The sequence below is a fragment of the Allomuricauda sp. CP2A genome (assembly GCF_001683915.1).
Lineage (GTDB): Bacteria > Bacteroidota > Bacteroidia > Flavobacteriales > Flavobacteriaceae > Flagellimonas.
The window spans coordinates 24,888-37,653 of sequence record NZ_LXTT01000075.1 but is presented as its reverse complement, the minus strand read 5'-3'; the positions used below and the strand labels follow the sequence as shown (position 1 = coordinate 37,653).

Sequence of the window (12,766 nt, the reverse complement as noted above, 5' to 3'; positions counted from 1 at the left end):
AAACTATTTTGTCGCAACATATATGGAGGCAACTCCAAATGTCTGGGGTTTGTTCTCTATTCCTATAAACCCAATTTTGGCCAAAATATTGTTGAAGGCCTCTCCATGGGGGAAAACTGATGCAGATTCACTCAAATACGTGTAGGCCGAACGGTCTTTGGAGAAAATTTTCCCAATAGTGGGAAGAATGTAGTTGCAATACAAACGGTAGCCTTGTTTAAAAGGGAACTTTGTGGGCACCGAAGTCTCCAAAACCATGAAAGTGCCATTTGGTTTTAACACCCTATGGATTTCTGCGAGCCCTTTTTCTAGGTTTTCAAAGTTACGAACCCCAAAGCCCACGGTAATGGCATCAAAGGTGTTGTCCTCAAAAGGAAGATCTTCACTGTCCCCAACCATCATTTCTATGGTCTCTTGCAGGTTTTTTTCCGAAATTTTTTCTTTTCCCACTTCCAGCATGCCGGGTGAGATGTCCAGCCCAATGATTTTTTCAGCGCCGGTCTGGGTCATGGCAATGGCCAAATCACCTGTTCCGGTAGCAATGTCCAAGATGGTTTTGGGCGCTTTTGCCTTGAGTAGTTTCACCATCCGCTTACGCCATTTAAGGTCTATTCCAAAGGAAATGACCCTATTGAGCCCATCATAATTTTTGGAAATGGTATCGAACATCTGGCGAACCTGTTCCTTTTTCCCAAGTTGGGATTCCTTGTAGGGCGTAACTTTTTTTGACATCTATTCAATTTGGTGGCAAATATACAATTTAGCAATATGGCAGGTGGACAAAAATATTTGTGTAATTTTGCCCAGCGACGGGGGAATCTTTCCGTATGTTGTTAAAAATATGTCATTTAGACCACGGTCACTATTCTTTTTATCAATTGTAGCGTACATATTGAATCTATTCAAGAACACATCTTATTTTAATCGATGAAGATTATAATTGCAGGAGCTGGTGAGGTAGGCTTTCATTTGGCAAAACTTTTGTCTTATGAAGCACAGGATATTACATTGATCGATACGGATAAAGAAAGCCTTTCCTATGCGGACACGCATTTGGACATTAGGGTGCTGCGGGGCGATGCCACTTCCATACAAGTGCTTAGGGATGCCCAAGTGGAATCCTCGGAGCTGGTTATTGGGGTAACCGCCTCAGAAACCACCAATCTTACCCTTTGCTTTTTGGCCAAGCAGTTGGGATGCAAACAAACCATCGCCAGAATTTCCAACACCGAGTTCATGGACAATCGGGAATCCATACGGTTTCAAGATTTGGGCGTGGATGAACTGATTTCCCCAGAACGATTGGCCGCTATGGAAATCCAATTGATGCTCAACCAATCCGCATTTAATGACACCTATGAATTTGAAGGGGGACTGTTGACCATGTTCGGGGTCATCCTGCCCAGAACCGCCCCGTTTGTGGGCAAGATGGTAAAGGAGGCTGCACAGATTTTCCCAGAATTGCACTTTATGCCCATAGCCCTACAGCGAATGGGAACACAATACACTTTAATACCAAGGGGGGATACTGTTTTTAAGGAAGGCGATCAGGTGTATTTCATTACTTCGGATAAAGGAGTGGAAGAATTGTACAAGCTCACGGGCATGCAGAAGCAGGACATTAAAAATGTGATGATCCTTGGTGGGAGCAAGGTCGGTTTCAAGACCGCGCGGGACCTGTGCAGCAAAAAATTCAATGTAAAACTAATAGAAATAAACAAGGAAAAGGCCTTTGATATTGCCGACGAACTTCCCCACGCCCTGGTCATCAATGGAGATGGACGGAATGTGGAACTGCTTGAGGAAGAAAACCTGGAGTCCATGGATGCCTTCATTGCCGTTACCGGAAATTCAGAGACCAATATCATGTCCTGTTTGGTGGCAAAGTCCAAAAAGATAAAAAAGACCATAGCCTTGGTGGAGAACATGGACTATTTTCAGTTATCGCATTCCATTGGGGTGGATACGCTCATCAATAAAAAACTACTTGCCGCAAACAGTATCTTCCGATACATCCGAAAAGGAGAGGTGTTGGCCTTGACCCGATTGAACAACCTCAATGCCGAGATTTTGGAGTTTGAGGTGAAGGCCTCCTCCCTGGTCAATGGGGAGCTCATCAAAGAATTGAATTTTCCAAGGGAAGCAAGTATTGGAGGGGTCATCCGAAATGGAAAAGGAATCATTGCCCTGGGGAATTTTAGAATCGCCGAGGGAGATAAAGTGGTGGTCTGCTGTTTGCCCAAGGCCATCCCAAGGATCGAAAAGTTGTTCCTGTAATGAGACTCAACACACGAATCATCATCCATATTATGGGACTGTTGCTGTTGTGCAATGGTTCTTTTATGCTTTTGGCCGCATTTGCCAGTGGCATGTATAAGGATGGTGCTACCTTGGATATTGCTCTTGCGGCCATAGTGACCATGCTTTTTGGGATAATGGCCATGTTCTACACACGGGGCCATAAAAAGGAAGTAAAACGCAGGGAAGGCTATATTGTGGTGACCTTTGGGTGGATTGTGATGTCCATCTCCGGGATGTTGCCCTACCTGTTTTCTGGAACCATTCCCTCCATTACCGATGCCTTTTTTGAGACTATTTCCGGATATACCACCACCGGAGCCTCCATTTTAAACGATATAGAATCCCTTCCTGAAGGTATATTGCTCTGGCGAAGCCTTACCCATTGGATCGGGGGAATGGGAATTATTGTGCTGGCCATTGCCATACTGCCATTATTGGGTATTGGGGGGATGCAGTTGTTTGCCGCCGAAGCACCCGGGCCTGGAGGGGATAAATTGCACCCCAGGATTACGGACACAGCAAAACGGTTGTGGTTGATTTACTTTGGATACACTGTGGCGGAGACTATTTTGCTGAAAGTGGCCGGTATGACATTTTTTGATGCCATCAACCATTCGCTGGCTACCATGTCAACCGGAGGTTTTTCCACCAAGAATGCCAGTTTGGCCCATTGGAACAACCAACCCATTATTCAATACATCACCATTCTTTTTATGTTCTTGGCAGGGAGCAATTTTGTTCTTAGCTATTTTGCTTTCACAAAAAGGGTGCAACGAATACTGAAAGATGAAGAATTCAAGTATTATTTTGGGTTTATAGTCATTTTTTCTGCACTTGCCGCCTTGGGTATCTATTTTAGGGCTGATGTGGCCGTATCCGAATTTCATCCCATGGTCTGGGGAAAAGCGGAAAGTGCTTTTAGACATGCCCTTTTTCAAGTGGTGGCAGTAATCACCACAACGGGTTTTGTAACAGCGGATTTTACCTCGTGGACACCTTTTTTGACCGTATTTTTCTTTGGGCTGATGTTTTTGGGAGGCTCGGCGGGGTCAACTGCGGGTGGAATAAAGGTGATGCGGCACTTGATCATTATCAAAAATGGTATTTTGGAATTTAAACGAACCTTGCACCCGAACGCTGTTATTCCTGTTCGATACAATCAAAAGACCGTTACCGAACATATCGTGTACAACGTAATCGCTTTTTTTGTGCTCTACATGCTCTTGTTCATTATTGGTTCCTTGGTATTGGGTTTCTTGGGACTGGATTTTATTTCAGCGGTGGGAGGAGCCGCCTCGTCTTTGGGCAATGTTGGTCCGGCCTTTGGCAGTTTAAACCCGGTGAGCAATTATGACAGTCTTCCTGATGCTGGAAAGTGGTGGTGCGGATTCCTTATGTTGTTGGGACGTTTGGAACTGTTTACCGTGCTGATTCTCCTCTCCCCATATTTTTGGAGAAAGAGATAAAAAAACCTCCCGAAGTTGGACTTCAAGAGGGTTTTTCCATTTGCTTTATTGCTTTTGAACCGTCACCCTGAACTTGTTTCAGGGTCACATCTAATCTTTCTCTTAAAGAAGAAGTGCTGAACTTGTTTCAGCATGGCATCATTCTTAAACCACTGCCTTAATTTGTGCAATGGCGTCTCTCAACTCTTTCTCCGATGCAGCATACGAAATTCGGATGCAATTGGGATTTCCAAATGCTTCTCCGGTAACCGTGGCCACATTGGCGTGCTCCAAAAGGTAGAGTGCAAAATCCGATGCATTATTGATGGTGGTTCCCTTCAAGGTCTTTCCAAAGAAAGCTGAAATATCAGGGAAGACATAGAACGCTCCTTCAGGAACGTTGAGGTTAAACCCTTCGATCTCTCCCAAAAGTTGCAGTACCAAGTCCCTTCTTTCGTGGAACTTATCGATCATGTATTGAATTTTGCTCACGGGTGCCTCCAAAGCGGTAATGACAGCACGTTGCGCAATGGCGTTGGCACCGCTGGTCACCTGTCCCTGTAGTTTGGTACATCCCTTTGCAATCCATTCGGGAGCACCGATATACCCAATACGCCAACCGGTCATGGCAAAAGCTTTGGATACACCATTTACGGTAATGGTCCTATCGTACATGCCATCAATTCCGGCAATGCTGGTGTGTCCACTTTTTGTAAAATTGATATGCTCGTAGATTTCATCGGAAACCACAAAAATATCTGGGTGTTTTTTCAAGACCTCGGCCAAACCTTCCAACTCAGCTTTGCTGTACACCGAACCACTGGGGTTGCAGGGTGAACTGAACCAAATCATACGGGTCTTGGGGGTAATGGCTGCCTCCAATTGTTCCGGGGTCATCTTAAAATCGGTATCAATACTGGTCTTGACTTCAACTGGAACACCTTCGGCCAATTTCACAATATCGCTATAGCTCACCCAATACGGTGCGGGCAGAATAACCTCATCACCCGGGTTCAATACCACCATGGCCACATTAAAAAGGGATTGTTTGGCCCCAGTGGACACCACAATTTGATTGGGACCATAGTCCAGATTATTGTCTCTTTTGAACTTAAGGGAGATGGCCTTCTTCAACTCGGCATAACCATCAACAGGGGTGTAGCTGCTATAATTTTCATCAATGGCCTGCTTGGCGGCCTCTTTGATGAAATCTGGAATATTGAAGTCGGGCTCGCCCAAACTCAATCCAATAATATCCTTTCCTTCATTCCGTAACTCCCTGGCCTTTGCAGCCATAGCCAGTGTGGCTGACGTGGACATGTTCTGAATCCTGTCAGATAAATGGTTGCTCATCGATTTTGCTATTTTACTAGTACTGAAGTGTGGGGTTTTTCCCCAATTCCTTCAAATGTTTGAAGTGCGAAATTATAGCTTTTCTGGTAGTTTTATACTCGTTGTAGGGTAAATTAAATTCCTTGGCCGTCTGTTTCACAATTTTTGAAATTTTTGTGTAGTGGATGTGGCTGATGTTCGGGAAAATATGATGTTCCACCTGATGGTTCAAACCACCGGTAAACCAGTTTACAATCTTGTTTCTTGTGCCAAAGTTCACTGTGGTGAAAAGTTGGTGGATGGCCCAAGTGTTTTTCATGTTGCCACTCTCGTCGGGCAGCGGAGTTTCTGCTTCATCTACAATATGCGCCAATTGGAACACCACGCTAAGGATTACTCCGGCAACATAATGCATAATAAAGAAGCCAAGAAGTACCTGCCACCATGCAACGCCTCCAAAAATCATGGGAAGGGCAATCCAAATGGTCAAGTAAATAACCTTGGTAATGACCAAAGTACTCCAGTTGATTACTGGGTTGGGCAGCTTTCCATAGCTCAATTTACGCTTCATATAGCGGTACATTTGCTGGAAATCTGTGGTAATGGCCCAATTGAATGTGAGCAATCCATAGAGAAAAATGGAGTAATAGTGTTGAAATCTATGATGTTTTTTCCATTCCGCATGTTTTGAGAAACGCAGGATCCTTCCAGCCTCCATATCCTCATCATGTTCGTGGATGTTGGTATAGGTATGGTGCAGGACATTGTGCTGTACCTGCCAGTTATACACATTGCCAGCCAAGATATAGATACTGCTTCCCATAAGCTTGTTCACCCATTTTTTGTTGGAATAGGCTCCGTGGTTTCCATCGTGCATCACGTTCATGCCCACACCAGCCATACCTACACCCATAACAATGGATAATAGCAGATATGCCCAAAAGGGAAGGTTAAGGGTTAAAATTAAAAAATAGGGGGTCAAAAAAACGGCGAACATCACTATGGTTTTCAAGTGAAGTTTCCAGTTCCCGGTTTTCTTTATCTCATTTTCGTTGAAGTATTCATTTACTCTTTTGTTCAGTGTCCTAAAAAACTGTGCAGAATCCTTTCTTGAAAACCGGATGGTACTTTTATCCATATATAAAAAAATTTTTACAAAGGTAGCCAAATTGCACCTTTTATGGTTACACCTTCATGTTAGAACGGTGTTAACATGTTCAAAAGTATTAATTTTGCTAAAATTAACAGCCCGCAGATGAATGCCGATTTGATTTTCAATTATTTTACAACGCTCACCGAGGTGCAAAAACAGCATTTTCGGGATTTGGAGGCCTTTTACCAGGATTGGAACAAGAAAATAAATGTGGTTTCCAGAAAGGATATTGACGAGCTTTATTTAAGGCATGTGCTTCATTCTTTGGGTATTGCAAAAATACAGTCGTTCAACGAAGGTGCGGAAATCCTTGATGTGGGCACAGGAGGCGGTTTTCCGGGAATTCCGTTGGCCATACTATTTCCAGAGGTGCAATTTACCCTTGTGGATGCCATCGGAAAAAAAATAAAAGTGGTACAAGAAGTTGTGGACGGACTGCAACTGGAAAATGTGACGGCCATCCATTCCCGGGTCGAGGACATTGATGGGCAGTTTGATTTTATCGTGAGCCGAGCCGTTGCTGCCATGCCCACTTTTGTGCATTGGACCAGGGGAAAAATAAAAAAGGACCCCGCCCATGAACGTAAAAATGGTATTTTTTACCTAAAAGGCGGCGACCTTACCGAAGAATTGAAAGATTATAAAACCGTTCAGATCTTCGATTTAAAAGACTATTTTCAGGAGGATTTCTTCAAGACCAAAAAGGTGGTCTATCTGCCCCAGAAATTTCGGGGTTGATCTAGATCTAGGTGTTCAACATCCTATAGTAGACCCCTCTGCACTTTCTGGAATAGGTTTTGGCATATTGCCATTTATCGTTCAACCACTTGGTCAATTTCCCCCAAACATTTACTCGCTCTTTCATCTTAATTGGGTTTTAATGTGTAAAAATAAGCAGATTACGTTCAGTTTACAATTAATTAACGTTAAATTTACATTGAAAGTATGTTAATTTCATCTTTCTAGCCCTGATTTAAATAAAAAATAGTGTAATTAACTGAAAATAAAACGGTTAAGATTGTGTAGTAGAATGACTATTTGTAAAGATCATCAGTATCTGCTTGGGCAATATCAATGAACAATTGCCCCATTTTCTCACAAACTGCCTTAAAGAATTGCTTTCCCTTTTCTTTGTTGGCATTGTGGGGATTTCCAACTCCTGTGTCTTCACTTATTTTTGACCACGGCCGTTCGGTCCAGGCCCAACCTTCCCTAAATGCCCTGATTTTGTTCTTCTTTTCTGCCCCATCACCCCAATCTTTTTTGGGGAGGACCAGTTCAGGGGCCAGATGCATGATGAGACTGGTTTCCATTTCATCGGCATGGTCTCCTGGAATGTCAAAAAATTGCTTCCGATCTAATGTAGCAGGCCATAACGTGGAGCAAATGAACATTTTTGGAAAAAGCAGGCCCAATTCCCTTATAATCGACTTCCAATTATTGCCGCCATGACTGTTTAAAATCATGAATTTGTGGATGCCCTGTCTATCCAATACGGTAATAAGATCCTTTAGAATGGCAAATTGCGTACTGGGATTCAGGTTCATGTCCAGATAAATATCGGGCTGACCTGTATTTACTCCAAACGGGATAGTGGGCAAGACCACTACTTTGGCACCTTGCTCCCAAGCAATTCTGGCTGATTCTTCCGCTATCGCTGTCCCCTCAATAGTATCAGTGGCATATGGAAGATGGTAGTTGTGCGCTTCTGTGGCAGCCCAAGGTAGCACAGCTAGATCAAAGGATTCGTCTTTTAGGTGCTTCCAGTTGGTTTCGGCCAATACGTAGGGTCTAGGCATGCGGAATAGATATTTGTGATACCATAAAAATAGCCGTTATCTCCCCAATTTTGGAAATAACGGCTATCAATTTAGGTTTATATGGGACTATCCCATGAAAGGATATCGGTAATCCTCTGGGGTTACAAAGGTCTCCTTGATCAATCGTGGGGAAACCCATCGCAATAGGTTCTGGGCAGAACCTGCTTTATCGTTGGTACCCGAAGCTCTTGCGCCACCAAAAGGTTGTTGGCCCACAACGGCCCCAGTGGGCTTGTCATTGATATAGAAATTACCCGCACAGTTTTGCAACGCTTTGGTAGCTTCATCAATGGCATAGCGGTCAGCCGATAGAACAGCGCCCGTTAAGGCATATTCCGAAGTACCATCCACTAATTTTAAGGTATCGGCCCAATCCTTGTCCTCATAAATATAAATGGTGACCACGGGACCGAAAAGCTCGGTGCACATGGTGGTGTATTTTGGGTCTGTCGTCAAAATCACGGTAGGTTCAACAAAATACCCTACTGATTTATCATAATTACCACCTGCAATGATTTCCGCATTGTCATCCGCTTTGGCTTGATCAATGTATTTGGCCAATTTGTCAAAAGAACCTTCATGGATCACTGCGGTGATAAAATTGCTCATATCAGCAGGTGAACCGGGTTTGTTGAAGGATGCCAAGTCGGCCTTTACCAAATCCAAAATTTCATTGGCGGTGGATTTTGGCAGATAAACTCGGGATGCGGCACTACATTTTTGTCCTTGAAGTTCAAAAGCACCTCGAACAATGGCCGTGGCCACTTGTTTTGGTTTTGCCGTGGGATGCGCAATGATAAAATCCTTACCTCCGGTTTCCCCAACAATTCTTGGATAGGTTTTATAGTTATGTATGTTATTTCCGATTTGTTTCCAAAGTTCCTTAAACACAAAAGTGGAACCTGTAAAATGCAATCCAGCAAAGTCTGGGCTGGAAAGCAAGGTGTTTGAAATCATAACGGGATCTCCGGTCACCATATTGATGACACCATCAGGCAGACCAGCTTCCTTAAAGACATCCATGATTACTTTGGCAGAGTACACCTGACTGTCACTGGGTTTCCAAACCACAACATTGCCCATTAGGGCCATACACGATGGCAAATTTCCGGCAATGGCCGTAAAGTTGAACGGGGTAATGGCATAGGTGAAACCTTCCAATGGCCTATATTCCACGCGGTTCCAGATGCCTTCGGAGGATTCTGGCTGTTCTGCGTAGATCTGGGCCATGTATTCCACATTGAACCGCAAAAAATCGATAAGCTCACAGGCAGAGTCTATTTCAGCTTGATGGATGGTCTTGGACTGCGCCATCATGGTAGCTGCGTTTATTTTTGCTCTATAAGGGCCTGCAATTAGATCAGCAGCCTTCAAAAAAACGGCGGCACGTTGCTCCCAGGTTAAATTGGCCCATGCCTCCCTGGCATCAAGACAAGTGGAAATGGCTTCTTCAACATGTTGTTTTTCGGCCAATTGGTAATGCCCTACCACATGTTGGTGTTCGTGCGGTGGAGACATCGGCTTGGTTTTGTTTGTTGTGATTTCCTTGGAACCGATATAAAGCGGAACCTCAACGTTTCCATTGTAATAGGTGTTGTACTGTTCCAGTACTTCTTCACGTTCTGGAGTGCCGGGGGCATAACTTTTTACGGGTTCGTTATATGCAGTCGGAACTTGAAAAAAACCTTTTCCCATATAGATGCGCTATTTTGATGTTAGAAATTCCATCAAAGGTAAGGAAACAAAGGCCGAATAGAAAATGATATGGATTTAGTTTATGGCAAATGGGGCGGCAAATTTGAAGGCTGGAATCTCCACTTCAAATTCTTGGGAGGTGGCCAAGTTTACCATATTGTAATAGCCGTGCATGGCCCCAATGGGGGAAGCCAGCAAACAACCGGAACTGTAGGTGTGTGATTTTCCAGGCTTGATGACTGGTTTTCTGCCAATTACACCTTCGCCGTCAATCGTCTCAATGTCCTTGAGGGCATCAAAAACATCCCAATGCCTTGCTGTAAGCTGAACAACGTCCTTACTTAAGTTTTCAATGGTAATGGTATATCCAAAGGCATAGTGCATTTTGTAATTTTTAAAAAATGTGCCTTCAAAAGTGGTTTGCACCGAAACTTTGATCCCTTTTGTAACCTGAGTGAACATAGACTAATAAGTAAAAACGCTTCCTGTTAACAACATGATTACCGTAAATACTGCCAAAAAGGTAAATATAGTGTTCAGAAAGAGATATTTGACAATGGTTTTAAATGTTCCTTGCCCGTAAAACTTCTTCATGGCCAAAAACAGATACACACTAAAAATAGTAATGAATATAACTGCACTTGTGACATCAAAAATCGAATCTATTATCAAGCTAAGGATGAGCAAGATAAATAATAACGATTGGTTGTGAAAGCTAAAAATAAGATGATCGGTGTAGGTGTATTTTTTTCTGATGTACACCAACCAAATGAATACAGTGAACACCGGCAAAAAGAAAAAGATGACAAATGGCAGCTTGGAAATAGTTGAATTTATGAAATCACTAGGGTGGTCAACTATCCGTAAAAAGCTATTGGAGACTTGAAAGGCCATTTTGTTTGAAAATGAGCTTTTGATGTTGTATTTGTCCTGCGCCTGTTGAAAACTGTAGAGGGTATCCGATTGGATCATGCGGCCAAAGAATTCCATTTTGGATGAAAACGTATTGGAACCGGACCTGTCTTCTTCCAGACTTTTAAAATAGCCTGTAGGGTCTGCAGCCATTAGAGAGTCCCGATTGATTTTTTTAAGGTTTACCGCCACCATTAGGGAATCCAAAATGTCAGCGCCTTCCTTTATTTCCTTTGTTCCGGGATCTGTTGGGTCCAATTCTGCCAGAACTTTGGCGGTTTCTTCCTTGACCAGAGCATTGTCGGTTTTAAAAGTACCTGAATCAACATCATAGGCTAGGGGTGTCCCCGCAGAAATGTTGCCATCAAACTTAGAGGCGACCTGATCCAAACTGGCAAAACGGTTATTGAAGGTGACCATTAAAAAATATAGAAAGGCCAAACTCAACAAAAAACGAAATGGATTGGTATACGTTATCCGTTTACCGTTGATGTAATCCTTGGTAATGCTTCCCGGTCTTACCAATAAACCAGATAGCGTTTTCAGGAGTTTTGAATCGTAATTGATCAGGCCGGAGAAAAATTCATCCAAAAAGTCCTTCAAAGTCAACTTTTTGGTGCTGTTGGCCTGTGAACAATTTGGGCAATATTTGTCGCTGGCATCCAACGGATGTCCACAATTCAAACATTCGGTGCCCCTATACCTAAGCTCATAGCGGCCCTTACTGACCAAGCTGTCTTTTTTGCCCATGCCCCTTTAGGATTTGGAGCTAAGATAATTAATTGCTGATAGTTCTGGAGTTCACTGAACCTATACCTATTATACTATCATACAGTTCTCCAAAATTTCTGTAATATACTAAAATGAGATAGTTGTTTTCGGTAAAATGAAAATTACCGCTCACATAATTTGGCTCCAAGGTGCCATCAGCCCGTTCCACAACATATTTATAGTTGTAGAAGCCTTGTTTCATCATCAGGGTGAGTTCAAACTTTCCCGTATCTTGATTAAAAGTCATTTTATTTTCATCAGAAAGAGCATAATTGTTGAACTTTCCCACCACAAATACATTGTCCAACCCTATTTCATTGGTGTAGGGGAGGCTAAAATGCACTTTGGTGTATTCGGCTTCGCGGGAAACATCCTCGCCCTGCAACGTTCTCACCACAAAATCCCCATTGATATCCGGGAAATAGGTGTACTGCCTATCATACCGAAACTCATTGGTGAACAGGTAATGGTTGTAAACCTCGCCAAATTCCACCCGTGATATGGCAAATGAAGGAGATCGCAAATCTTTGGTGTCGAAATTCAGAAATTCATTGCCTCCAAAAAAACTGGTCTCCTGATCGTATTTGTAGACCAGTTCGGATCCAATGGTGTACTGTGGTTTGATGTTGTACAAGGCCGTAGGCCAAAAATGGTTCTGCAAAATGGCGACCTTCACTTCATTTTTGGGGTTCACCACGGGAAATCCTGCCGTGTTGATGTTGAACTGCACCACCTGTTTTTCATTGAGAAAATTGAAATCACGGGAGCGTTTTACCGTGCCGCCCACGGCAACAGCATCCCGATATACCACAAACCTTCGTGAAAATTGAAGCTCCCCATAGCTGTTGTAAATTTCCAGCACGTAGTTCCCGCTGACCTTCAAGCGGACATTTTCATTGGGGATGGTCAACCTGTAGTTGGAATAGGGCTGTAGGGTGGTATAGCTGTTCTCGTAGTCTATGATCCGTTGGTTGTCATTCCCTACCAAATATTGGGATTTTAGAAGTTGGGATGGGGTCCAGTCATAATCGCAATGAATAATTTTATAGTAGTAATCCTGCTCCCTGGCCGTTAGGTCATCAAACTCAAGAGTCGTGGATTCACCCAATTGGATCACGGGAAATTGGTCTTCCGTTGGGCCCCTAAATATGATGGTCTTTATGTTTTCCGGGGGATTTACCTCTTCCTGTACCTGGGCAAAAATGCCGGAAACAAAGAAGCAAAGAAATAATTGTTTGATCAAAAAGCGCATTTAGGGCTTATTTTTTGGGTAAAGGTAAACAAAAAGTGTGCCTTGGGAATTTAGCTCGATGTAATCCCATTTTTATGGTTAATTA

General features: G+C 43.2%; 11 protein-coding genes. 3 read left to right on the top strand and 8 right to left on the bottom strand.

Going from position 1 to position 12,766, the window contains the following annotated elements; translation table 11 throughout:
- Positions 1 to 3 precede the first annotated feature (3 nt).
- Complete coding sequence (gene ubiE / locus A7D14_RS09130) at positions 4 to 732, bottom strand: bifunctional demethylmenaquinone methyltransferase/2-methoxy-6-polyprenyl-1,4-benzoquinol methylase UbiE (RefSeq protein ID WP_067033087.1); 729 nt, start codon at positions 730 to 732, stop codon at positions 4 to 6.
- Between the two features lie 195 nt (positions 733 to 927).
- Between ubiE and trkA the strand changes: the two genes are divergently transcribed.
- Positions 928 to 2,277, top strand: coding sequence for a Trk system potassium transporter TrkA (gene trkA / locus A7D14_RS09125; RefSeq protein ID WP_067033085.1), 1,350 nt, complete (start codon positions 928 to 930; stop codon positions 2,275 to 2,277).
- Complete coding sequence (locus A7D14_RS09120; protein ID WP_067033082.1) at positions 2,277 to 3,767, top strand: TrkH family potassium uptake protein; 1,491 nt, start codon at positions 2,277 to 2,279, stop codon at positions 3,765 to 3,767. Before trkA ends, A7D14_RS09120 begins: the two co-directional genes overlap by 1 nt.
- A gap of 144 nt (positions 3,768 to 3,911) precedes the next feature.
- Here A7D14_RS09120 and A7D14_RS09115 read toward each other — a convergent pair whose 3' ends face one another.
- Entirely contained in the window at positions 3,912 to 5,099 is a 1,188-nt protein-coding gene (locus A7D14_RS09115) for a pyridoxal phosphate-dependent aminotransferase (protein WP_067033079.1), read from the bottom strand.
- Between the two features lie 16 nt (positions 5,100 to 5,115).
- The gene (locus A7D14_RS09110) at positions 5,116 to 6,216 is read right to left on the bottom strand and encodes a fatty acid desaturase family protein (protein WP_067033075.1); all 1,101 of its coding nucleotides are present in this window, start codon (positions 6,214 to 6,216) and stop codon (positions 5,116 to 5,118) included.
- Positions 6,217 to 6,333: 117 nt separating this feature from the next.
- Between A7D14_RS09110 and rsmG the strand changes: the two genes are divergently transcribed.
- Positions 6,334 to 6,969 carry a 16S rRNA (guanine(527)-N(7))-methyltransferase RsmG gene (gene rsmG, locus A7D14_RS09105; RefSeq protein WP_067033152.1) on the top strand — a complete coding sequence of 212 codons (636 nt, stop codon included), beginning with the start codon at positions 6,334 to 6,336 and terminating at the stop codon, positions 6,967 to 6,969.
- A 296-nt stretch (positions 6,970 to 7,265) separates the two neighbouring features.
- On the opposite strand, the gene A7D14_RS09100 is transcribed toward rsmG, so the two are convergent.
- The 5 genes from A7D14_RS09100 to A7D14_RS09080 all read right to left on the bottom strand — a co-directional run bounded on the left by A7D14_RS09100 (position 7,266) and on the right by A7D14_RS09080 (position 12,681).
- Entirely contained in the window at positions 7,266 to 8,030 is a 765-nt protein-coding gene (locus tag A7D14_RS09100) for a creatininase family protein (RefSeq protein WP_067033072.1), read from the bottom strand.
- 87 nt (positions 8,031 to 8,117) lie between these two features.
- Positions 8,118 to 9,746 (bottom strand): L-glutamate gamma-semialdehyde dehydrogenase, encoded by a 1,629-nt coding sequence (gene pruA, locus A7D14_RS09095; protein ID WP_067033064.1) that lies wholly within the window; start codon positions 9,744 to 9,746, stop codon positions 8,118 to 8,120.
- A 75-nt stretch (positions 9,747 to 9,821) separates the two neighbouring features.
- Positions 9,822 to 10,208 carry a Co2+/Mg2+ efflux protein ApaG gene (apaG, locus tag A7D14_RS09090; RefSeq protein ID WP_067033061.1) on the bottom strand — a complete coding sequence of 129 codons (387 nt, stop codon included), beginning with the start codon at positions 10,206 to 10,208 and terminating at the stop codon, positions 9,822 to 9,824.
- A gap of 3 nt (positions 10,209 to 10,211) precedes the next feature.
- Entirely contained in the window at positions 10,212 to 11,408 is a 1,197-nt protein-coding gene (locus tag A7D14_RS09085; RefSeq protein ID WP_067033058.1) for a DUF3667 domain-containing protein, read from the bottom strand.
- A gap of 28 nt (positions 11,409 to 11,436) precedes the next feature.
- Complete coding sequence (locus A7D14_RS09080; RefSeq protein WP_067033055.1) at positions 11,437 to 12,681, bottom strand: type IX secretion system plug protein domain-containing protein; 1,245 nt, start codon at positions 12,679 to 12,681, stop codon at positions 11,437 to 11,439.
- Positions 12,682 to 12,766: the final 85 nt, after the last annotated feature.

What these genes read in the sequence shown, in the direction of transcription:
- A7D14_RS09080 (WP_067033055.1), bottom strand. Translation starts at nt 12,681, where the DNA reads ATGCGCTTTTTGATCAAACAATTATTTCTTTGCTTCTTTGTTTCCGGC.
- ubiE (WP_067033087.1), bottom strand. Translation starts at nt 732, where the DNA reads ATGTCAAAAAAAGTTACGCCCTACAAGGAATCCCAACTTGGGAAAAAG.
- A7D14_RS09115 (WP_067033079.1), bottom strand. Translation starts at nt 5,099, where the DNA reads ATGAGCAACCATTTATCTGACAGGATTCAGAACATGTCCACGTCAGCC.
- A7D14_RS09110 (WP_067033075.1), bottom strand. Translation starts at nt 6,216, where the DNA reads ATGGATAAAAGTACCATCCGGTTTTCAAGAAAGGATTCTGCACAGTTT.
- trkA (WP_067033085.1), top strand. Translation starts at nt 928, where the DNA reads ATGAAGATTATAATTGCAGGAGCTGGTGAGGTAGGCTTTCATTTGGCA.
- apaG (WP_067033061.1), bottom strand. Translation starts at nt 10,208, where the DNA reads ATGTTCACTCAGGTTACAAAAGGGATCAAAGTTTCGGTGCAAACCACT.
- A7D14_RS09100 (WP_067033072.1), bottom strand. Translation starts at nt 8,030, where the DNA reads ATGCCTAGACCCTACGTATTGGCCGAAACCAACTGGAAGCACCTAAAA.
- rsmG (WP_067033152.1), top strand. Translation starts at nt 6,334, where the DNA reads ATGAATGCCGATTTGATTTTCAATTATTTTACAACGCTCACCGAGGTG.
- A7D14_RS09120 (WP_067033082.1), top strand. Translation starts at nt 2,277, where the DNA reads ATGAGACTCAACACACGAATCATCATCCATATTATGGGACTGTTGCTG.
- pruA (WP_067033064.1), bottom strand. Translation starts at nt 9,746, where the DNA reads ATGGGAAAAGGTTTTTTTCAAGTTCCGACTGCATATAACGAACCCGTA.
- A7D14_RS09085 (WP_067033058.1), bottom strand. Translation starts at nt 11,408, where the DNA reads ATGGGCAAAAAAGACAGCTTGGTCAGTAAGGGCCGCTATGAGCTTAGG.